At 64.2% G+C, this 20309-nt stretch carries 16 protein-coding genes; 10 read left to right on the forward strand and 6 right to left on the reverse strand.

All coding sequences use genetic code 11. The features are described from left to right. The 3 genes from L0U81_RS17645 (at window position 1) to L0U81_RS17655 (ending at window position 2728) form a co-directional block, all read left to right on the forward strand. Window positions 1-951 carry a 3-carboxyethylcatechol 2,3-dioxygenase gene (locus L0U81_RS17645; RefSeq protein ID WP_233804833.1) on the forward strand — a complete coding sequence of 317 codons (951 nt, stop codon included), beginning with the start codon at window positions 1-3 and terminating at the stop codon, window positions 949-951. Between the two features lie 18 nt (window positions 952-969). Continuing rightward, window positions 970-1779, forward strand: a complete 810-nt coding sequence (locus L0U81_RS17650) for a 2-keto-4-pentenoate hydratase (protein ID WP_233804834.1) — start codon at window positions 970-972, stop codon at window positions 1777-1779. A gap of 64 nt (window positions 1780-1843) precedes the next feature. Then, the gene (locus tag L0U81_RS17655; protein ID WP_233804835.1) at window positions 1844-2728 is read left to right on the forward strand and encodes an alpha/beta fold hydrolase; all 885 of its coding nucleotides are present in this window, start codon (window positions 1844-1846) and stop codon (window positions 2726-2728) included. 79 nt (window positions 2729-2807) lie between these two features. Here L0U81_RS17655 and L0U81_RS17660 read toward each other — a convergent pair whose 3' ends face one another. Both L0U81_RS17660 and L0U81_RS17665 read right to left on the reverse strand, forming a co-directional pair. Further along, window positions 2808-3872, reverse strand: a complete 1065-nt coding sequence (locus tag L0U81_RS17660) for a LacI family DNA-binding transcriptional regulator (RefSeq protein WP_233804836.1) — start codon at window positions 3870-3872, stop codon at window positions 2808-2810. A gap of 128 nt (window positions 3873-4000) precedes the next feature. Further along, window positions 4001-5272 (reverse strand): glucarate dehydratase family protein, encoded by a 1272-nt coding sequence (locus L0U81_RS17665; protein ID WP_233804837.1) that lies wholly within the window; start codon window positions 5270-5272, stop codon window positions 4001-4003. Window positions 5273-5503: 231 nt separating this feature from the next. On the opposite strand from L0U81_RS17665, the gene L0U81_RS17670 reads away from it, so the two are divergent. Both L0U81_RS17670 and L0U81_RS17675 read left to right on the forward strand, forming a co-directional pair. Beyond that, entirely contained in the window at window positions 5504-6793 is a 1290-nt protein-coding gene (locus L0U81_RS17670) for an MFS transporter (protein WP_233804838.1), read from the forward strand. A gap of 326 nt (window positions 6794-7119) precedes the next feature. Next, complete coding sequence (locus L0U81_RS17675) at window positions 7120-9348, forward strand: NADP-dependent isocitrate dehydrogenase (RefSeq protein ID WP_233804839.1); 2229 nt, start codon at window positions 7120-7122, stop codon at window positions 9346-9348. 164 nt (window positions 9349-9512) lie between these two features. Here the strand turns inward: L0U81_RS17675 and L0U81_RS17680 are convergent, their stop codons facing one another. The 3 genes from L0U81_RS17680 to L0U81_RS17690 form a co-directional block, all read right to left on the reverse strand. Continuing rightward, the gene (locus tag L0U81_RS17680) at window positions 9513-9740 is read right to left on the reverse strand and encodes a hypothetical protein (RefSeq protein WP_008920027.1); all 228 of its coding nucleotides are present in this window, start codon (window positions 9738-9740) and stop codon (window positions 9513-9515) included. Between the two features lie 412 nt (window positions 9741-10152). After that, window positions 10153-11664: a DASS family sodium-coupled anion symporter gene (locus L0U81_RS17685; protein ID WP_267957060.1), complete on the reverse strand. Its 1512-nt coding sequence runs from the start codon at window positions 11662-11664 to the stop codon at window positions 10153-10155. A gap of 115 nt (window positions 11665-11779) precedes the next feature. Then, the gene (locus L0U81_RS17690) at window positions 11780-12703 is read right to left on the reverse strand and encodes a LysR family transcriptional regulator (protein ID WP_233804840.1); all 924 of its coding nucleotides are present in this window, start codon (window positions 12701-12703) and stop codon (window positions 11780-11782) included. 98 nt (window positions 12704-12801) lie between these two features. Between L0U81_RS17690 and L0U81_RS17695 the strand changes: the two genes are divergently transcribed. From L0U81_RS17695 to L0U81_RS17705, 3 genes are read left to right on the forward strand one after another with little or no spacing between them, the layout of a single operon-like run. Beyond that, complete coding sequence (locus L0U81_RS17695) at window positions 12802-14106, forward strand: CitMHS family transporter (protein WP_233804841.1); 1305 nt, start codon at window positions 12802-12804, stop codon at window positions 14104-14106. Between the two features lie 25 nt (window positions 14107-14131). After that, window positions 14132-15490, forward strand: a complete 1359-nt coding sequence (locus L0U81_RS17700; protein ID WP_233804842.1) for an acyclic terpene utilization AtuA family protein — start codon at window positions 14132-14134, stop codon at window positions 15488-15490. Between the two features lies 1 nt (window position 15491). Then, the gene (locus L0U81_RS17705) at window positions 15492-15797 is read left to right on the forward strand and encodes an AtuA-related protein (RefSeq protein ID WP_233804843.1); all 306 of its coding nucleotides are present in this window, start codon (window positions 15492-15494) and stop codon (window positions 15795-15797) included. A gap of 57 nt (window positions 15798-15854) precedes the next feature. On the opposite strand, the gene L0U81_RS17710 is transcribed toward L0U81_RS17705, so the two are convergent. Further along, entirely contained in the window at window positions 15855-16565 is a 711-nt protein-coding gene (locus L0U81_RS17710) for a FadR/GntR family transcriptional regulator (protein ID WP_233804844.1), read from the reverse strand. A 376-nt stretch (window positions 16566-16941) separates the two neighbouring features. Between L0U81_RS17710 and L0U81_RS17715 the strand changes: the two genes are divergently transcribed. Both L0U81_RS17715 and gudD read left to right on the forward strand, forming a co-directional pair. Continuing rightward, window positions 16942-18273, forward strand: a complete 1332-nt coding sequence (locus tag L0U81_RS17715; RefSeq protein ID WP_233804845.1) for an MFS transporter — start codon at window positions 16942-16944, stop codon at window positions 18271-18273. A gap of 54 nt (window positions 18274-18327) precedes the next feature. Beyond that, complete coding sequence (gene gudD / locus L0U81_RS17720) at window positions 18328-19677, forward strand: glucarate dehydratase (protein ID WP_233804846.1); 1350 nt, start codon at window positions 18328-18330, stop codon at window positions 19675-19677. Window positions 19678-20309: the final 632 nt, after the last annotated feature.

Here is a 20309-nt window from a genome sequence, read left to right on the forward strand (position 1 = left end):
ATGCCGATGTTGCTTGAATGTCTGTCGCACACGCCCTTGCACGGCTACTACGATCCCGCGCCCGAAGTCGTCGCGGAAGTGGAGCGCGTGCATGCGGCGGCGCGTGCGCGCGTCGCCGAGTTCGATCCCGAACTGGTCGTCGTGTTCGCGCCCGACCACTACAACGGCTTCTTCTATGACGTGATGCCGCCGTTCTGCATCGGCGCATCGGCGAGCGCGATCGGTGACTTCAAGAGCCTCGCCGGTCCGCTCGACGTGCCCGCCGATACCGCGCTCGAGCTCGCCGAAGCGGTGCTCGCGAGCGACGTCGACGTCGCGCTGTCGCACCGGATGCAGGTCGATCACGGTTGCGCGCAGGCGCTCGAGATTCTGACGGGCGGCCTTGATCGTTATCCGGTCGTGCCGGTGTTTATCAATTCGGTGGCGGCGCCGATGGCTTCGTGCCGCCGTGCACGTCTGCTCGGCGATGCACTGGGCCGCGCGCTCGCACGCTCGAATAAGCGCGTGCTCGTGATCGGTTCGGGCGGCATCTCGCACGAGCCGCCCGTGCCGGAGCTGGCCGGCGCGAGCGAGGAAGTCGCCGAGCGTCTGATCGCCGGCCGCAATCCGTCGGCCGAATCACGCGCGGCGCGTCAGGCGCGCACGATCGCGGCGGCGCGCGCTTTCACGGCGGGCGACAGCCATCTGCATCCGCTCAATCCCGAATGGGACCGCGCGTTCCTCAAGCTGCTCGAAGACGGCGAGCTTACCGCGCTCGACGGCCTGACCAACAACGCGATCACGCGCGACGCCGGCAAGTCCGCGCACGAAATTCGCACGTGGATCGCCGCGTTCGGCGCACTGAACGCAAGCGGCCCGTATCACGCGTCGCTCGATTACTACCGTCCGATCCCCGAATGGATCGCGGGCTTCGGCGCGATGCACGCGCGACCCGTGATGTCCCACGTCTAACCCAATCAGGAACCCGCTATGAACACTCAGAGCAATGCCGACGCGCTGGCCCTGCGCCTGCGCGAGTCGGAACGTACGCGTCAGACAATCGCGCCGTTGCGCGACGACGCGCGCTTCGCCGAACTGTCGAACCCGGCCGATGCCGAGCAGCTTGCGTATGCGGTGCAACAGGCCAACGTGGCCGCGCGCGTCGCGGCGGGCGAGCGTATCGTCGGCCGCAAGATCGGGCTTACGTCACCGGCGGTGCAGCGTCAACTCGGCGTCGACCAACCTGACTTTGGCGCGCTGTTCGCATCGATGGCGTATGGCGACAGCCAGCCGATTCCGCTTAACGAACTGATCCAGCCGAAGGTTGAAGCGGAGATCGCGCTCGTGCTCGAACACGATCTGCTGCAGGAGCGCCACACGTACGCCGATCTGATCCGCGCGAGCGCCTATGCGGTCGCGGCGATCGAAGTGGTGGACAGCCGGATCGACGCCTGGAACATCCGCTTCGTCGATACGGTCGCGGACAACGCGTCGAGCGCGCGCTTCGTGCTCGGCAGCCGCCCCGTACTGCTGCGCGACATCGATCTCGCGGCTTGCGCGATGACGCTCTCAAAGGATTCGGAAGTGTTGTCGCGCGGCAATGGCGCCGCGTGTCTCGGCAATCCGCTGAACGCCGCCGCATGGCTCGCGGACCGCATGGTCCGGCTCGGCACGCCCCTGCGTGCCGGCGACGTGCTGATGACGGGCGCTCTAGGCCCGATGGTCGCGGTCACGCAGCCGGGCACCTTCAGCACGCAGATCGACGGTCTCGGCAGCGTCCGCGCGACTTTCTCCGCATAACGCAGGTACTCGGCCGTCGACGGCGGCCCGCAATCACTTGACCTTTGAAACAAAGGAATTCGACATGAGCAACACGAACACGCAGGCAGTGGCGGTCACGGAAGATGCAACCAGCCGGTTCGCCCGGATCACAGAAGACGGACGTGAGATGCAGCTCCACTACAACGATGTGGGGCAGGGTGCCGAGACGGTCGTGATGCTGCACGGTTCAGGACCGGGCGCGACCGGCTGGGCCAACTTCAATCGCAACGTCGAGCCGCTCGTCGCGGCCGGTTATCGCGTGATCCTGATGGACTGCCTCGGCTGGGGCAAGAGCGATCCAATCGTCTGCAAGGGATCGCGCTCGGAACTCAACGCACGCTGCCTGAAGGCGCTGCTCGATGCGCTCGATATCGAACGTGTGCACATCATCGGCAATTCGATGGGCGGGCATAGCGCGGTCGCGTTCGCGCTCGCCGAGCCGCAACGCGTCGGCAAGCTCGTGTTGATGGGCGGCGGCACGGGCGGCCCGAGCCAGTTCATGCCGATGCCGACCGAAGGCATCAAGCTGCTGCAAGGGCTGTACCGCAACCCGACCATCGAGAACCTGCAGCGCATGATGAGCGTCTTCGTGTTCGACTCGAAGGCGTTGACCGAAGACCTGATGCAGGCGCGGCTCGCGAACATGCTGGCTCGCCGCGATCACCTCGAGAACTTCGTCGCGAGCCTCGCTGCGAATCCGAAGCAGTTCAATGACTTCGGTCCGCGCCTCGGCGAAGTGGTTGCGCCGACGCTGGTGATCTGGGGCCGCGACGATCGCTTCGTGCCGATGGATATCGGTCTGAAACTCGTCGCCGGTATGCCGAACGCGGATCTGCATGTGTTCGGCCGCTGCGGGCATTGGGCGCAGTGGGAGCATGCGGACAAGTTCAACCGGATGGTGGTCGAGTTCCTGGGGCGCCAGGCATAAACCGGGTTGTCGTTGCGGGCCGCTGGCGCGTCGTTCGAGTGACCGACTTGCGCCAGCCGACACGCGCAGCGCGCCGGCATCACTCCGGCGTCGGCATCCGACTCACGTTCTTGCGGGCGCGGGCATCCCCACTCGCAGCCTCGTCTCCCGCCCCCCGCCTGAGCGTCGACTCCCGCACCACCAGATGCGGATCAAGCATCGAATAACTCGCGCTTTCTTCGCCCTTGCCGTGCAGTTTGTCGATCAGCTTCGTCATCGCGAGTTCGCCCATCTTCTCGCTCTGAAAATCCACCGACGTCAGCGCCGGCGACGCGTACTCGCCATACGGCACATTATCGAACCCGGCGACCGAAACATCGCGCGGCAACGAGAAGCCCAGTTCGCGCGCTTCCTTGATGAAGCCGAGCGCGATCAGGTCGTTGTAGCAGATCACGGCGTCCGGACGCTTCGGGCCGAGCATCAGTCCCGAGCAGGCGCGCTCGCCGGCCGCGGCCGACGGGCTCTGTGCGTCGTGAATGTGGAGCGGCAGCCCGTGTTCGTCGAGGCAGCTGCGAATGCCGCGAATCCGTTCGTCGTTCCAGCGCGAACGGCCAAAGCCCAGATACGCAATGCGCTTGTGACCGAGCTTGACCAGATGGTTCGCGAGCATATAGGCGGCAAGATTGCTGTCGGTGCCGACGCTCGAAATCGGAAAGCGCGAGTTGCGCCCGAACAGCACGACCGGTTTGCCGATTTCGAGTAGCCATTGCAGCGAATCGTCAGGCATGCGCGAGCTGACGATCATGCCGTCCACGCGTTGCGCGAGCGATTCGATCAGCGTTTTTTCGCGCTCCTGGCTTTCTTCGGTATCGACGAGCAGCAGCGTGTAATCGTGTTGAAGCGCGACGCGATTGGCGCCCTTCACGATGTTGGTGAAATGTGGATTGCGGATGTCGAGAATCGCGAGACCAATCGTGCGCGTGCGCCCGGTGATCATCGAACGCGCGAGCGGATTCGAACGGTAGCCGAGCTGCTCGATCGTCGCCTTGAGCCGCGCTTCGACGGCCGGAGTAAAGCGCTGGGTTCCATTCATGTACTTCGAAACGGTCGCGACCGACACGCCCGCTGCGGCCGCGACATCGCGAATGGTGGCACCCTTCTTCATCGGCAGAGGATAACGTTTTCCAGTGATTTCTTAATAATATCGGTTATGCCGGAAAGCGTAAAGGCGAACGCCGCGCCCGCAACGCGCAGCGCAGGCGTTGGCGTTGGCGTTGGCGCTACGGCGCAACATCAATAACGCGGCTTCTTCGCCGTCCACCCGGGACGCAGCTTGCGCATTTGCGCGGCGTCGTTGCGCTGCGTAATGCCGCATTCCAGATAGCGCTCGTGCAGCACGCGCAGTGCGTCGCGATCGAGTTCGACGCCAAGCCCCGGCGCATCGGTCACCGTCACGCAGCCGCCTTCGATTTTGATCTTGCCGCCTTTGAGCACTTCGTCTTCCTGCCACGGATAGTGCGTATCGCACGCATAGGTGAGGTTCGGCACCGCCGCTGCCAGATGCGACATCGCCATCAGACTGATGCCGAGGTGCGAATTCGAATGCATCGACAGGCCGAGTCCGAACGTATCGCACATCGTTGCGAGTGTCTGCGTCGCGCGCAGTCCGCCCCAGTAGTGATGGTCCGACAGCACGATCTGCGCGCCATTGAGCGTGACGTTGCGACGGAACTCGTCCATGCTGGTGACGACCATGTTGGTCGCAAGCGGCAGGCCCGTCGAGCGATGTAACTGCGCCATGCCTTCGAGGCCAGGCGTCGGATCTTCGTAGTACTCCAGATCGCCTGCCAGTTCTTTGGCGATCCTGATTGATGTTTCGAGTGACCAGTTCGCGTTCGGATCGATTCGCAAAGGGTGATTCGGGAAGGCGCGCTTGAGCGCCTTCAGGCTCGCGACCTCGATATCCGGTTCCAGCGCACCGGCCTTCAGCTTGATGCTGCCGAAGCCATAACGATCGATCATCGTGCGCGCCTGCCCGACGATTCTCTCCGGCGTGAGCGCCTCGCCCCAGCTGTCGGGACGATACGAAGGATCGACGTCGCTCGCGAACTTGAAGAACAGGTACGCCGAAAAAGGCACCTGGCGACGCACCGCGCCGCCGAGCAGTTCATGCAGCGGCACGCCGAGCGAGCGCGCCTGCAGATCGAGCAAAGCAACTTCGAACGCGCCGAACACCTTCTGCTCGGCCTTGTCGAGTTGCGAGCCGGGCGCAAGGTCGATTTCCACTGCGTTTGCGTGCGCCGTGTCCGGGGACTGCGCCGCGCGTACCGCGTGTGCCGCGCCGTTCAGATTGAACGGGCTGAGCCCGGCGAGGCGGTCCTTCACCCGTAGCAGCCCGTCGAGCACCGGCTTGTCGCCATAGGTTTCGCCGAGGCCGATCAGGCCGTTGTCGGCCTCGATCTCGACGATCGAGCGCAGCGCGAATGGTTCGTGCACGCCGCTCGCGTTCAGGAGCGGCGGGTCGCTGATGGCGATGGGTGTGACGCGGACGGAAACGATCTTCATGGAGGTGGGTTCCTTCATCGATGAACGACGCAGGCGCAATCGGCTGGCGAAAGGATAACGGTTTCCTATACTAACCGGCGCACCCCAGGTGCAAGGACGGCTCGCCGCCGAGTTGCGCTGGCTGGAACCGGACGCGGCAGGCAAACTGCCGCACGAAGAATTCGTGCACAGCACGGTGCGCTTCGACGCGCGGCGGGCGGCGACGCGACGAACGGAGACACGAGGTCACCCATGACTACCAAGGTAAAAGGACTGCGCTGGTGGATGATCGGGCTGCTCACGCTCGGCACGATCACCAACTACCTCGCGCGCAGTTCGCTGAGCGTCGCCGCGCCGACGGTGCTGCAACATCTGAACATTTCGACGCACGAGTACGGCTGGATCACGGGCGCGTTTCTCGTCATGTATCCGATCGGCGCGCCGCTGACCGGCTATCTGATGGATCGCGTGGGCTTGCGCATGGGTTTTCTGCTGTGCGGCGTCGCCTGGTCGCTGATCTGCATGGCGCATGGTTTCGCGTCGGGCTGGGTCGGGCTGTTCGTGCTGCGCGGCATGCTCGGGCTGGTGGAAGCCTCGTTCATTCCGGGCGGCATGCGCGTGGCCGCGTACTGGTTTCCGTCGCACGAGCGCGGCACGGCTGCCGGGGTGTTCAACCTCGGCACGTCGACCGGCGCGATTCTCGCGCCGCCGCTGATTGCGTGGTCGATCCTGCACTACAGCTGGAATGTCGCGTTTCTGATCGTCGGTGGGCTGGGACTCGCGTGGGCCGTGCTGTGGCTGCTGCTGTATCGCCATCCGGACCGTCATCCGGCGTTGTCGCAGGAGGAGGCGAGCTATATCGGCGCGACGCAGGAAGCCAGCTTGCGCACCGCGACAGGCTCGGGTCCGAAGGTGTTCGAGATCCTGAAACAGCGCAATTTCTGGGGCATCGCGCTGCCGCGTTTCTGCGCCGATCCGGTGTGGGGCACGCTGGTCTACTGGATGCCGCTCTACCTCTACCAGGCGCGCGGCTTCGATCTGAAGGCGATCGCACTGACCGCGTGGCTGCCGTTCGTCGCGGCCGATGTCGGCTGCATGGTCGGCGGTCCCCTGTCGGCGTGGCTCAAGCGCCGCTTCGACGTGCCGATCGTCAACGGCAAGCGCATCGCCTTCACGATGGCCGCATTCCTGATGATCGGCATGGCGGGTGTCGGCTTCGTCCGCAACCCGGCGATGGCGGTGTTCCTGCTGTGCCTCGGCGGCTTCGCGCATCAGACGCTGTCGATCACGGTGATCTCGATGTCGGCCGATCTGTTCCCGCGCCGCGAAGTCGGCACGGTGACCGGACTTGCCGCGCTCGTCGCGGGGCTCGGCAACTTCGCGTTCACGATGACGATGGGCTGGTTCGTGAGCCGCATCGGCTATACGCCGTTCTTTGTCGCGCTGGGTTTTGGCGATCTGATCGGCGCGACGCTGCTGTGGACGCTCGTGCGCCGTCCGTCGACGATGCCGGCGCAGGACGTCGTAGCGCGCGCCGCGTAGTGGCTATTTGTGACTTGTCAATGCGAGAGATTCGCATTTAACCAAAAAACAGGATGCCGCAAGTCCTCTATAAGATATCTGTCTTAAGACCCGGTCAATCGACCGCAAAGCCTTATGTGGCGGGGCTCGACCCCTTTGAGCGGGGTCTCGCGACCTGTTTGTTTAGTCACATTTAGTGGCAAACGCGCATATACTCTCGGTCGTGTCGCAAAACGAAGGTCGCGGGGTTGCGTCGTGCCGAACCGACGCCGTCGCCGTCGCGCCACGATTTGCGCTGGCAACGACCGCCAACGCTCTGTCTACCACTCCCTAGCAAAGCATCAATCATGTCCACACCGCCGAAGATCATCTACACCCTGACCGACGAAGCGCCCGCACTGGCGACGTACTCGCTGCTGCCGATCGTCAAGGCGTTCACGCGCTCGTCCGACGTGCTCGTCGAAACGCGTGACATCTCGCTCGCCGGCCGGATCATTGCCGCATTTCCGGACTACCTGACCGCGGAACAGAAGGCTTCCGACGATCTGGCGGAGCTCGGTGGACTCACCACGCGCCCGGAAGCGAACATCATCAAGCTGCCGAACATCAGCGCGTCGGTGCCGCAACTGAAGGCCGCGATCGCCGAGCTGCGCGACCAGGGCTACAAGCTGCCGGCGTATCCGGACGTCGCGACGACCGACGCCGAGAAGGACGTCAAGGCTCGCTACGACAAGATCAAGGGCAGCGCGGTGAACCCGGTGCTGCGCGAAGGCAACTCGGATCGCCGTGCGCCGCTGTCGGTGAAGAATTACGCGCGCAAGCATCCGCACAAGATGGGCGCGTGGAGCGCGGACTCGAAGTCGCATGTCGCGCACATGAACGGCGGCGATTTCTACGGCAGCGAGAAGTCGGCGCTCGTCGCGCAAGCCGGTAGCGTGAAGATCGAACTGGCCGCCGCCGACGGCACGACCACGGTCCTGAAGGCGAAGACGCCGGTGCTGGCAAGCGAAATCATCGACGCGTCGGTGCTCAGCAAGAACGCGCTGCGCAGCTTCATCGAAGCGCAGATCGCCGACGCGAAGGCGAACGGCGTGCTGTTCTCGGTGCACCTGAAGGCCACGATGATGAAGGTCTCGGACCCGATCATCTTCGGTCACGTGGTGTCGGTGTTCTACAAGGACGTGCTCGCGAAGCACGCGGACGCGCTGGCCAAGGTCGGCTTCAACCCGAACAACGGTATCGGCGATCTGTACGCGCGTCTGAAAGATTTGCCGGCTGAAACGGCCGCGGCGATCGAAGCCGACATCAAGGCGCAGTACGAACAGCGTCCGCCGCTCGCGATGGTCAACTCGGACAAGGGCATCACGAGCCTGCACGTGCCGAGCGACGTGATCGTCGACGCATCGATGCCGGCGATGATCCGCGAGTCGGGCAAGATGTGGGGCGCCGACGGCGCGCTGCACGACGCGAAGGCGGTGATTCCGGACCGTTGCTACGCCGGTGTCTACCAGGCGGTGATCGAGGACTGCAAGAAGCACGGCGCGTTCGATCCGGTCACGATGGGCACGGTGCCGAACGTCGGCCTGATGGCGCAAGCCGCCGAAGAATACGGTTCACACGACAAGACGTTCCAGATCCCGGCGAACGGCGTGGTCCGCGTGACAGACGAAGCCGGCGCGGTGCTGCTGGAACAGCCGGTCGAGCAGGGCGACATCTTCCGTATGTGCCAGACCAAAGACGCGCCGATCCGCGACTGGGTCAAGCTCGCGGTGAACCGCGCTCGCGCGACCAACACGCCAGCTGTGTTCTGGCTCGACGCGGCGCGCGCGCACGATGCGCAGATCATCAAGAAGGTCGAGCAGTACCTGAAGGATCACGACACGAACGGTCTCGACATCCGCGTGATGACGCCGGTCGAAGCGACGAAGTTCTCGGTCGAGCGCATCCGCGCGGGCAAGGACACGATCTCCGTGACCGGCAACGTGCTGCGCGACTACCTGACCGACCTGTTCCCGATCATGGAACTGGGCACCAGCGCGAAGATGCTGTCGATCGTTCCGCTGATGGCCGGTGGCGGCATGTTCGAGACGGGCGCGGGCGGTTCGGCACCGAAGCACGTGCAGCAACTGGTCGAGGAAGGCTTCCTGCGCTGGGATTCGCTCGGTGAATTCCTGGCGCTGGCGGCGTCGCTCGAGCATCTGGGCACGACGTACCACAACCCGAAGGCGCAGGTTCTCGCGAAGACGCTGGATCAGGCGACCGGCAAGTTCCTCGACAACGACAAGTCGCCGGCGCGCAAGGTCGGCGGCATCGACAACCGCGGCAGCCACTTCTACCTCGCGATGTACTGGGCCGAAGCACTGGCCGCGCAAACCGACGACGCGGCGCTGCAGGCGCAGTTCGCGGGCGTCGCGAAGGCGATGGCCGACAACGAGGCGAAGATCGTCGCGGAACTCGGCGCGGCGCAGGGCAAGCCGGTGAATATCGGCGGCTACTACCGTCCGAGCGTCGAGCTGACCGGCAAGGCGATGCGCCCGAGCGCGACGCTGAACGCGATCGTCGATTCGCTGGCCTGAAGCCACGCGGGCGACTGATGCGGTGAGCGCTGCGGCGGCCATCGAAGCCACGCGGTAAGCGCGCTTTCCCACCGCGATCAGAACCGCAAGTACGACAATGGCGCCTTCGGGCGCCATTGTCGTTTCTGCTTTCGGTGCTACGCCGCCGTCGGTCATAGTCGTCCTCAAACGTGGACGATTTCCCAATCGGCGAGTTTCTCCGGAATTTCGAGCGTGGACGTATCGAGCTCGGCCAGATGCTCGCAGCTCAGGCCGCGCGCGAGGTCGTCAGCGGCCTGTTGCGGGCTTGAGAATTCGCCGAGCGTTTCGTTGCCGTAGGTGGCTTCCCAGCCGTCCTGACCCGGCAGAATGTAGAACGCTCCCTGTGTCGAACCAAAGCGAAAGCCTTTCATTTTTAGTCTCCCAGTTGCCAATAAAAAACCGCGGTTCGTGACGGCTTCTTCGCAATCTGTGGGATTTGGGTGGTCCGTGTCGTAAGACCCCTCGAATCCGACTGCGTGAAGCGCGTGCTCTTGTAAAAGAGTCTACGTCAGCGAATCGGCTGGCAAGCGGGCGTCAAACCGTTCTTTATATTTAAAATATTTGCGTAAAAACAATGAGTTGCGCGTTTCATTTTGCGATGTGCAACGTCGCCGGGCATCGTGAAATGGCCGGTTTGTGCCACGCACCATGATTTTTTACGAAGCGCGGGATCGTTTCGTATCGTGAAAATTAGGGGCCGCGCGCGATGTGCAGATCGACGCTATGCGGCCCTATGCCGCGTCGAGGCGCGTGCTCCGATTCCAACGGCTTCCCGCTGAAGCATCACAACCAGCCGAGCCAGCGCCACCATGTCGCCGCGAACAGAAGCAGCAGCAGATACCCGACGATCGTCAGCACGATGCCGACGCGCGCGAACTGACGGGCTGTGAAGGTATCGGTGGCGAGGCACACCATGTTTTGCGGCGCGTTGATCGGCAGCACGAAGCCGAAGCTGACCACGTAGCCGAGCAGCATCGTCATGCCGAGCCGGCTGAAGTCGCCTTGCATCGATTGCAGCACCGCGATCAGGATCGGCAGCATTGCCGACGTCAGCGCAGTCGCGCTCGCAAAGCCAAGGTGGATCACGATCAGAAACGCCGCCAGGATCGCGAACGCGGTGAACGTGCCCGCGCGATCGAGCCCGGTGTGATGCGCGACGAGATCGCCGAGCCATTGCCCGGCCGTGGTCGTCAGAAGCGTGGTGCCGAGGCTGATGCCGACACCGAATACGATCACCGTGCCCCACGGAATGCGGTTCTGCACGGTCTTCCAGTCCATCACGCCGATGCGCGGCAGCATCAGGATCACGAGGCCGATATAGGTGACCGACGTGGTATCGAACGGATGCAGCTTGCCTTCGGTCGCCCAGAAGAACAGCAGGCCGATCGCGACGCCGAGCAGACGCTTCTGCGGCCCGGTCATCGGTCCGAGTTCGCGCAGCGACCGCGCCACGGCCTCTTTGCCGCCCGCGATCTGATCGCTTTCCGGCGGCAGCATTTTCAGCACGATCGCGAGCAGCAGGACCGACATCACGATCGCCCACGGCGTGCCCGCGATCAGCCATTCGAGCCACGTGACACGCGCGCCGAGCATCTTGTCCATGAAGCCGACCGTCAGCAGATTCTGCGCGGCGGCCGTCAGAATGCCGACGTTCCAGATGCTGGTCGCCTGCGCGACGACGATCATGATGCCGGCCGCGATGTTCGAACGCTTGTCGACGCCGAACGCCGAGATCACGCCGATCATGATCGGCACCACGCAGGCGCTGCGCGCGGTCGCGCTCGGCACGACCAGCGACAGGACGATCGTCACCGCGATCGAGCCGATCAGAATGCGTCGCGTGGTCGTGCCGATCAGCGACAGCGTGACGAGCGCGATGCGCTTGTCGAGACCGGTGATCGTCATTGCCGCGGAAATGAACAGCGCGCCGGTGACCAGCGCGAGCGCCGAGTTCGAAAACCCGGCGAGCGCCATGCCGATCCCGGCCGACGTGCCATAGACGACGCTCGGGTCCTTGATGGTCGGCGCGGTGCCGATCAGGAACGCGATCAGCGAAGTGATGATGATGGCGCTCGCCTCGTACGACACGGCCTCGGTCAACCAGACGACCACCGCGAAGGCGAGAATCGCTAGCATCCGGTGGCCGGCGGGCGGCAGCGTCGCGGGCAGCGGCAACAGCAGAACGACGATCATGGCGACGACGCTCGCGATCAGGCCGATCGGCACGCCCCCTTTAGCCGGGGCGGAGCCAGTCGGACCGGCGCCGGGTTGAGCTTCGGATTTCGATGCGCTCATGCTGTTCGCTCCTCGGTGGGGGAGGCCCGCCGCGATGGTCGATGCTTAACGCATCGAGCCAACTCCCGCAGCGAGCTTCACGGTATCGCAAGGGGATGTCGCAAGCGCTGTTGTATCACGCCGACGGTGTCCGTGCGAAGGCAGCATCCGCGCCGAGCCGCTCGATCAGCATTGCGACGAAGGTCTCGGTGACCGGCGGCAGAGTCCTGCCGCGCTTTCTGATCAGCGCGATGCGCCGCGTGAACGCGGGTTCGTCGATCGGCCGCGCAACCAGCTCGGGCTCCGCGCGCACCTCGCGCGCCGACGCCGGCAGGATCGTGATGCCGAGCCCGGCGCGCGCCATCGCGACCGCGCTCATCATGTAGGTCGGCTCGCAGGCGATGCGCGGCACGCATTGCGCGTCGGCGAACGCGCTGTCGACGACCGCGCGCACGCTCGTGCCCTGCGCGGTCAGAACGAGCGGCTCGTTCGCGAGATCGGCGAGCGTGACGTGCCGGCGCCGCCGCGCGAGCGCGTGCTGCCTGGGCAACACCGCGACGAGCCGGTCGATGCCCGCATGCAGCACCTCGAGCCCGCTGTCGTTAAGCTCGCCGCCCGTCAGCCCGAGATCGGCTTCCTCGTTGCGCACCAGCGTGTTGACCATGCTCGCGACGCCGTCGCGCACCTCGAAGCCGACGCGCGGCACGGCCTTTCTCAGCGCCTGCACGAGTTCGGGCAGCAGGCTCGCCGCGAAGGTCGGCAGACACGCGATGCGCACCGTGCCGCTCGCACCTTCGCCGAGCGCACGCGCGTCGAGCAGCACGCGCTCCATGTCGTGCAGCGATTTCTGCAGCACGGGCAGCAGCTCGCGGCCGGTCGGCGTCAGTGCGACGTTGCGGCTGTTGCGATCGAACAGGCGCAAGCCGACGGTTTCCTCGAGCCGGCGAATCTGCACCGTCAATGCCGGCTGCGACAGATGCAGCCGCGCGGCCGCGCGCGTGAAGCTACCCGTTTGCGCGACCGCGATAAACGCGCGGATGTCCCGCAGATTCAGATCCATGATGATTTGTGATTGCTGCAATCAATTCATTTCAATTGTTTTATTACTGTCCCGAACTTACGCTCGATCACACTAAAAAACAACCTGGAGACAAGCTCATGCTGCCATTGCTGGGGCTGGCCACCATCGTCGTGCTGCTTGGCGCGATCCTGTCGAAACGCATGTCGCCGCTCGTCGCGCTGATCATCGTGCCGCTCGCGGCAGCGCTGCTCGGCGGCTTCGGATTGCAGACGAGCAAGTTCGTCGTCGATGGTCTCAAGAGCCTCGCGCCCGTCGTCTGCATGTTCGTATTCGCGATCCTGTACTTCGGCACGATCACCGACGCCGGCACACTGGACCCGATCATCGAGCGCATCCTGCGCGCGGTCGGCACGCGGCCCACGCGCATCGTGATGGGCACCACGCTGCTCGCGCTGCTGATCCACCTCGACGGCTCCGGGGCCGTCTGCTTCCTCGTCACGATTCCCGCGATGCTGCCGCTCTACGATCGCCTGAAGATGGACCGGCGCGTGCTCGCCGCGGCGGTCTCGATGGCGGCCGGCATCAACTTCCTGCCGTGGACGGGGCCGATGATTCGCGCGTCGGCGTCGCTGCATCTACCGATCTCGGCGTTGTTCAATCCGCTGATTCCGGTGCAGGCGATCGGCCTCGTGTTCGTGTTCTCGATGGCGTACTGGCTCGGGCGGCGCGAGGAGAAGCGCCTCGGCCTCACCGCCGCGAGCGGCGCCGTACCGATGCCCCGACGCGAGCTGACGCCGGAAGAACAGGCACTGCGCCGCCCGCGAAACTTCTGGTTCAACATCGTGTTGACGCTGATCGTGCTAGGCACGATGGTCGTGATGGGCGAGAAGATTCCGCCGGCAATCATGTTCATGGTGGGCCTGTGCATCGCGTTGATGGTCAACTATCCGAACGTCGACATGCAGCGCAAACGGATCGACGCGCATGCGCGCGCCGCGCTGATGATGGCCGGCATCCTGCTCGCGGCCGGTGTGTTCACCGGCGTGATGCAGGGCAGCGGCATGCTGAAGGCGATGGCGCAGGCGGCGGTCGGCTTCGTGCCGCCGGCGATGGCGAGCCATATTCCGATCGTGCTCGGCCTGCTGTCGATGCCGCTCAGCATGCTGTTCGATCCCGACTCGTTTTACTTCGGTGTACTACCCGTGATCGCGGAAGTGGCGGGCCAGCTCGGCGTGCCCGCGGTGCACGTCGGCCAGGCCGCGTTGCTTGGACAGATGACGACCGGTTTCCCGGTCAGCCCGCTCACGCCCGCGACGTTTCTCGTGGTCGGCCTGTGCGGCATCGAACTGGCCGATCATCAAAGATTCACGTTTCCCCTGCTGTTCGGCGCGTCGGTCGTGATGACGATCGCGTGCGTCGTGCTCGGGATCTTTCCACTCTGAGCTTCACCGAACGAACGGAAACAGCATGACAGCCACTGAACCTCGACGCGTCGTGCGCATCGGAGCGGGCGCGGGCTATTCGGGCGACCGCATCGAACCGGCGCTCGAACTCGCCGAGCACGGCCAGCTCGACTATCTCGTGTTCGAATGTCTCGCCGAACGCACCATCGCGATCGCGCAGCAGGCGCGCAGCAAGAACCCGGAGCTCGGCTACGACCCGCTGCTCGAAGCGCGCATGCGCGCGGTGCTGCCCGCGGCGGCGCGCAACGGCGTGCGCATCGTGTCGAACATGGGCGCGGCCAATCCGCTCGCGGCGGCGCGCAGAACCGCGCAGATCGCGCGTGAGCTGGGTCTCGGCTGCCTGAAGATTGCCGCCGTCACCGGCGACGACGTGCTCGACGTCGTGCGCGCGGGCGACTTCCGCTTCGTCGAATCGGGCGAGGCGGTGGCCGCGTGCAAGGACCGGCTCATTTCTGCGAATGCGTACCTCGGCGCGAGCGGCATCGTCGAGGCGCTCGCGGCCGGCGCGCAGATCGTGCTGACCGGGCGCGTCGCCGATCCGTCGCTGTTCGTCGCGCCGCTGATCCACGAATTTGGCTGGCGCATGGACGATTGGCCGATGCTCGGCCAGGCTACCGTAATCGGCCATTTGCTCGAATGCGCGGGGCAGATCACGGGCGGCTATTTCGCGGACCCCGGCTTCAAGGACGTGCCGAATCTCGCGCGCCTCGGGTTTCCGATCGCTGAAGTCGAGCGGGACGGTTCGGTGGTGATCACGAAGCTCGCGCAAAGTGGCGGGCTCGTGACCGAGGCGACCTGCAAGGAGCAGTTGCTCTACGAGATCCACGATCCGCGTTGTTATCTGCAGCCCGACGTGGTCGCCGATTTCTCGCAGGTGCGCATCGCGCAGGAAGCGCCGGACCGCGTGCGCGTGAGCGGCGGTAGCGGCACGGAGCGCACCGCGACGCTGAAGGTGTCGGTGGCGTATTTCGACGGCTATATCGGCGAGGGACAGATTTCGTACGGTGGTCCGGGCGCGCTCGCACGAGCGCGGCTCGCGCTCGACATCGTGCGGGAACGGCTCGCGCTGACCGGCGTACAGACGCGCGAGTTGCGCTTCGATCTGATCGGTGTGAACGCGCTGTATGGCGACACGGTGGCGGCCGGCCATGGCGAGCCGTACGAAGTGCGCGCGCGCGTGGCGGGGCGCACGGCATCGCTCGCGCAAGCGCTACGCATCGGCAACGAGGTCGAGACGCTGTATACGAACGGACCGGCGGGCGGTGGCGGCGTGACGAAGTCGACGCGCGAGGTGGTCGCGGTGCAATCGGTGCTGCTGCCGCGCGCGCACGCGACACCCGCTTTCTCGCTCGTGGAGGCTTGAGATGAAACTACGTGAACTGGCCCATTCGCGCACCGGCGACAAGGGCAATACGCTCAATATCTCGGTGATCTGCTACGACGCGCGGCATTACGAGCGGCTGCGCGATGTGCTGACGCCCGAGCGCGTCAAGGCGCATCTGTGCGACGTGGTGCGCGGCCAGGTGGTGCGCCATGAGTTGCCGGGCCTAGCCGCGTTCAACTTCGTGCTCGGCGATGCGCTCGGCGGCGGTGTCACGCGTTCGCTCGCGCTCGATGCGCATGGCAAATCGCTGAGCTCGGCGTTGATGGATCTCGACGTGGGGGAATGAGCGGGTGCTGCTGGCGGCGTTTCGCGTTGGATGGCTGCCGATCAGCCCCGCATGCCGTCACACCCCGGCCTTCGTCAGCTCATGCGCGCGGCGCAGTCGCTCGCGGCTGTTGCTCAGATGCATGCGCATCGCGGCGCGCGCGTCGTCGGCGTCCTGACGCTCGATCGCGCGATAGATCAGCATGTGCTCGCCGAGCACGCTGCGCAAAACCTCGATCTGGTCGAGCTCCGCGATCTCGGCCGAACCGAGCCGCGTGCGCGGGCTGACCGAGCGGCCGAGCTGGCTCAGCACGTCGAAGAAATAGCGGTTGCCGCTCGCGCGTGCGATCTGCAGATGGAACTCGATGTCGTGCGCGAGCGTGTCGGTGCTGCCGCGCTCCAGTTCCGACTCGAAGCGATCGAGCGCGATGCGAATCTGCTTGAGGTTCTGCTCGGTGCGCCGCGACGCCGCGAGAGCGGCCGCGGCCGCTTCGACGTCGATCCGGAACTCGATGATCGCCATCACGTCGAGCATGCTCGTGAGGTCGGCGGCGGGCAGTTGCATCGGCTTCTCGCCGGCGGGTGCGAGCACGAACGTGCCGATGCCGTGGCGCGTCTCGACGATGTTGGCCGCCTGCAGACGCGAAATCGCCTCGCGAACCACGGATCGGCTCACGGACAACTGCTTCATCATCGCGACTTCGGTGGGGATGCGGTCGCCTGGCCTCAGCGCGCCGCGGCGAATTTCATCGGAAAGGGTGGCCACCACCTTTTCAGTTAGGCTGCTCATTTTTGTGGCTGGTTGACTGGTCCTGCAAAGTATCGCACAGGACTTTACTCGATTCTGCCGCGTTCGGCGGCATCGGCGCGGGCTATTTTTGCGTGTGGCCGCGCGTCGGGCCGGAAGTGAACCGCGGGGTCGGGCAAGTGTGCCAGCCGCAACTCGCCACGTCGGAATTAAAGACATCAGACGTCTTAATTCGAATGGAGTCTCGGTCGTGCAAGAAGGCGGGAAAGCGCCGAATCGGCCTTTATTTCAAGGTACTTGGTTCGGATTGACAGGGTAAACACCTAACTGGATTTAACAAAAATAACGCGGTAGACTGTCGTCAGACAACATAACATACCCACAGCCGGGTTTTTGCACCCAACAGGGGAGACACATCTTGACATCAGTTCTGAGCACCGCGCTCGATCCGCTGGAATCGGCGGTCTCGAAGGTGAAGCGCAACGTGCTGCCGCTTTTCCTGATCATGTTCATCGCGAACTATATCGACCGCGTGAACATCGGCTTCGTCAATGCGCACATGAAGACCGATCTCGGCATCGGGGCGGCCGCTTACGGGCTCGGCAGCGGTCTGTTCTTCGTCGGCTACGCGCTGTTCGAAGTGCCGTCGAACGTGCTGATGCAGAAGTTCGGCGCGCGCGCGTGGCTCACGCGCATCATGGGCACGTGGGGGCTGGTGGCGGGCGCGATGGCGTTCGTATGGAACGACACGTCGTTCTACGTGCTGCGTTTTCTGCTCGGTGTCGCCGAGGCGGGCTTCTTTCCCGGCGTCGTCTTTTACTTCACGCAGTGGCTGCCGCAAAAAGAACGCGGCAAGGCGATGGCGATCTTTCTGTCCGGCTCGGCGCTCGCGTCGGTGCTATCCGGTCCGATCACCGGCTCGCTGCTGTCGATTCGCGGTCTCGGTCTGCAAGGCTGGCAGTGGATGTTCCTGATCGAAGGCGGGTTCTCGATCGTGCTGTGCGCCGTGAGCTGGCTGTTGCTGAAGTCGCACATCCGCGACGCGCACTGGCTCACCGGCGAAGAACAGCGGGTGCTCGAACAATCGATCGCGGCCGAGCAGGCCGAGCGCGAAGCGCAGGGCGGCGCGCATCTGCCGACGATGAAGCTGCTGAAGGACCCGCAGATCGCGCTGTTCTGCTTCCTGTACTTCGCGATCCAGCTGACGATCTACGCGGCCACCTTCTGGCTGCCGACCATCATCCGCAAGATGGGCGGCCTGACCGACTTCGAGGTCGGCATGTTCAACGCGATTCCGTGGTTGATCGCGATGGTCGCGATGTACGGCTTCGCGGTCGTGTCGGCGAAATGGCGTCATCAGCAGGGCTGGATGGCGGTCGCGCTCGTCATTGCGGCGATTGGCCTGTTCGCGTCGACGTCGGGCAACCCGGTGTTCTCGTTCGTCGCGATCTGCTTCTCGGCGATCGGCTTCAAGGCCGCGTCGTCGCTGTTCTGGCCGATTCCGCAGGGCTACCTCGATGCGCGCGTCGCCGCCGGCGTGCTCGCGCTGATCAACTCGCTCGGCAACCTCGGCGGCTTCTTCGCGCCGGCCACCTTCGGCTATCTGCAGCAGCACACGGGCTCGATCACGGGCGGGCTGTACGGTCTCGGCGTGGCATCGCTGCTCGCGGCGGCGGCGGGCTTCCTGACGCGCAAGAAGCCCGGCAATCGCGATCCTTTGCCCGACTCGTTGCAGGGCAACGCGCATTGACTACACTGACGGCTCGCATGTGGCCGTCAATTTTCACACACAGGTGCTTTTCCCATGTCCACGAAACCTACCGAATCGAACGCCACGCCGATCGTCACCGAACTGCGCGTCGTGCCCGTCGCTGGCCGCGACAGCATGCTGATGAATCTGAGCGGCGCGCATGGTCCGTTCTTCACGCGTAACGTCGTGATCCTGCGCGACAGCGCGGGCCATACCGGCGTCGGCGAAGTGCCGGGCGGCGAGAACATCCGCAAGACGATCGACGACGCGCGGCCGTTCGTGGTTGGTCAGTCGATCGGCAATCTGCAGGCGATCCTGAACAAGGTGCGCACGCAGTTCGCCGATCGCGACGCGGGCGGCCGCGGCCTGCAAACCTTCGATCTGCGCACGACGATTCACGCGGTGACCGCGCTCGAAGCCGCGCTGCTCGACCTGCTCGGCCAGCATCTCGGCGTGCCGGTCGCTGCCCTGCTCGGCGAAGGCCAGCAGCGCGACGAAGTGGAAATGCTCGGCTACCTGTTCTATATCGGCGATCGTAACAAGACCGATCTGCCGTACGCGAACAACGCCGGCGCGCGTGATGACTGGGAGCGCGTGCGCACCGAAGAGGCGATGACTCCCGAAACGGTCGTGCGTCTCGCCGAAGCCGCGAAGGCGCGCTACGGCTTCAACGACTTCAAGTTGAAGGGCGGCGTGCTGCAAGGCGACGCCGAGATCGAAGCGGTCACGGCTCTCGCCGAGCGCTTCCCCGAAGCGCGCGTGACGCTCGACCCGAACGGCGCGTGGTCGCTCGCGGAAGCGGTGCGCCTGTGCCGTGACAAGCACGACGTGCTCGCGTACGCGGAAGATCCGTGCGGCGCGGAGAACGGCTACTCGGGCCGCGAAGTGATGGCCGAGTTCCGCCGCGCGACCGGCCTGCCGACGGCGACCAACATGATCGCGACCGACTGGCGTCAGATGGGTCACGCAATCCAGCTGCAATCGGTCGACATTCCGCTCGCCGATCCGCATTTCTGGACCATGCAGGGGTCGGTGCGCGTCGCGCAGATGTGTAACGACTGGGGTCTCACGTGGGGTTCGCATTCGAACAACCACTTCGACATTTCGCTCGCGATGTTCACGCACGTCGCGGCCGCGGCGCCGGGCAAGATCACCGCGATCGACACGCACTGGATCTGGCAGGACGGTCAGTTCCTGACGCAAGATCCGCTGCAGATCGTCGGCGGCAAGGTCAAGGTTCCGCAGAAGCCGGGGCTCGGCGTCGAACTCGATATGGACGCGCTCGAGAAAGCGCACGCGCTGTATCAGCAGCACGGCCTCGGCGCGCGCGATGACGGCGTGGCGATGCAGTATCTGATTCCGAACTGGAAGTTCGATAATAAACGTCCGTGTCTCGTGCGTTAATCGCGATTTGACTTGAATCGAAAGCCTGGCGGGCTGCACAAAAATGCGGTCCGCCAGGCTTTTTTGTTTTGCATTGGCAATTCGGGCCATTCTCCAAATAACGCCGAACCGGATTAACCATTACAAAAAAAGCATGAATGAATCGCGCTATCGATGCGCGAATAAGCGAGTCATGCCGCGACGCAATGCTCTCCCGCCGCTTGCGCATATTCAATACCTCTTGAGCGCCCGCCACGACCGGGCTCAAAGTCGGATTTGTCAATTGATAAACACTCATCAGACGTCGGCGCATTCGTATAAGTAATTGTTTTTATTGGTGTAGTGTAAACACCAGTCGTCTGATGACGAAATAAAACTTACGATGTCTTCACTGGCAAGCAGACGTCTCCATGCCGATGGCTCAACGTCGATCTCGACTTCGGGTGACCATCGGGGGGGCGCAAAGTTTCCAGTCAGGCCTACATGTCTCTTGGGTTTAAGGCAGGGGAAACAGCATACGGAATGCTGGCAATAGATTGAATGGCAGTCCTTCACATTAGAACGACCGGTGCGCGTCGCGCATGTGTGCATATAACAATTGAGGAACGACAATGTCTGTGAAATTCATTCAGAGGAGAACGGCCGCTGCCGCG

The sequence above is a fragment of the Paraburkholderia sp. HP33-1 genome (assembly GCF_021390595.1).
Classification (GTDB): Bacteria; Pseudomonadota; Gammaproteobacteria; order Burkholderiales; family Burkholderiaceae; genus Paraburkholderia.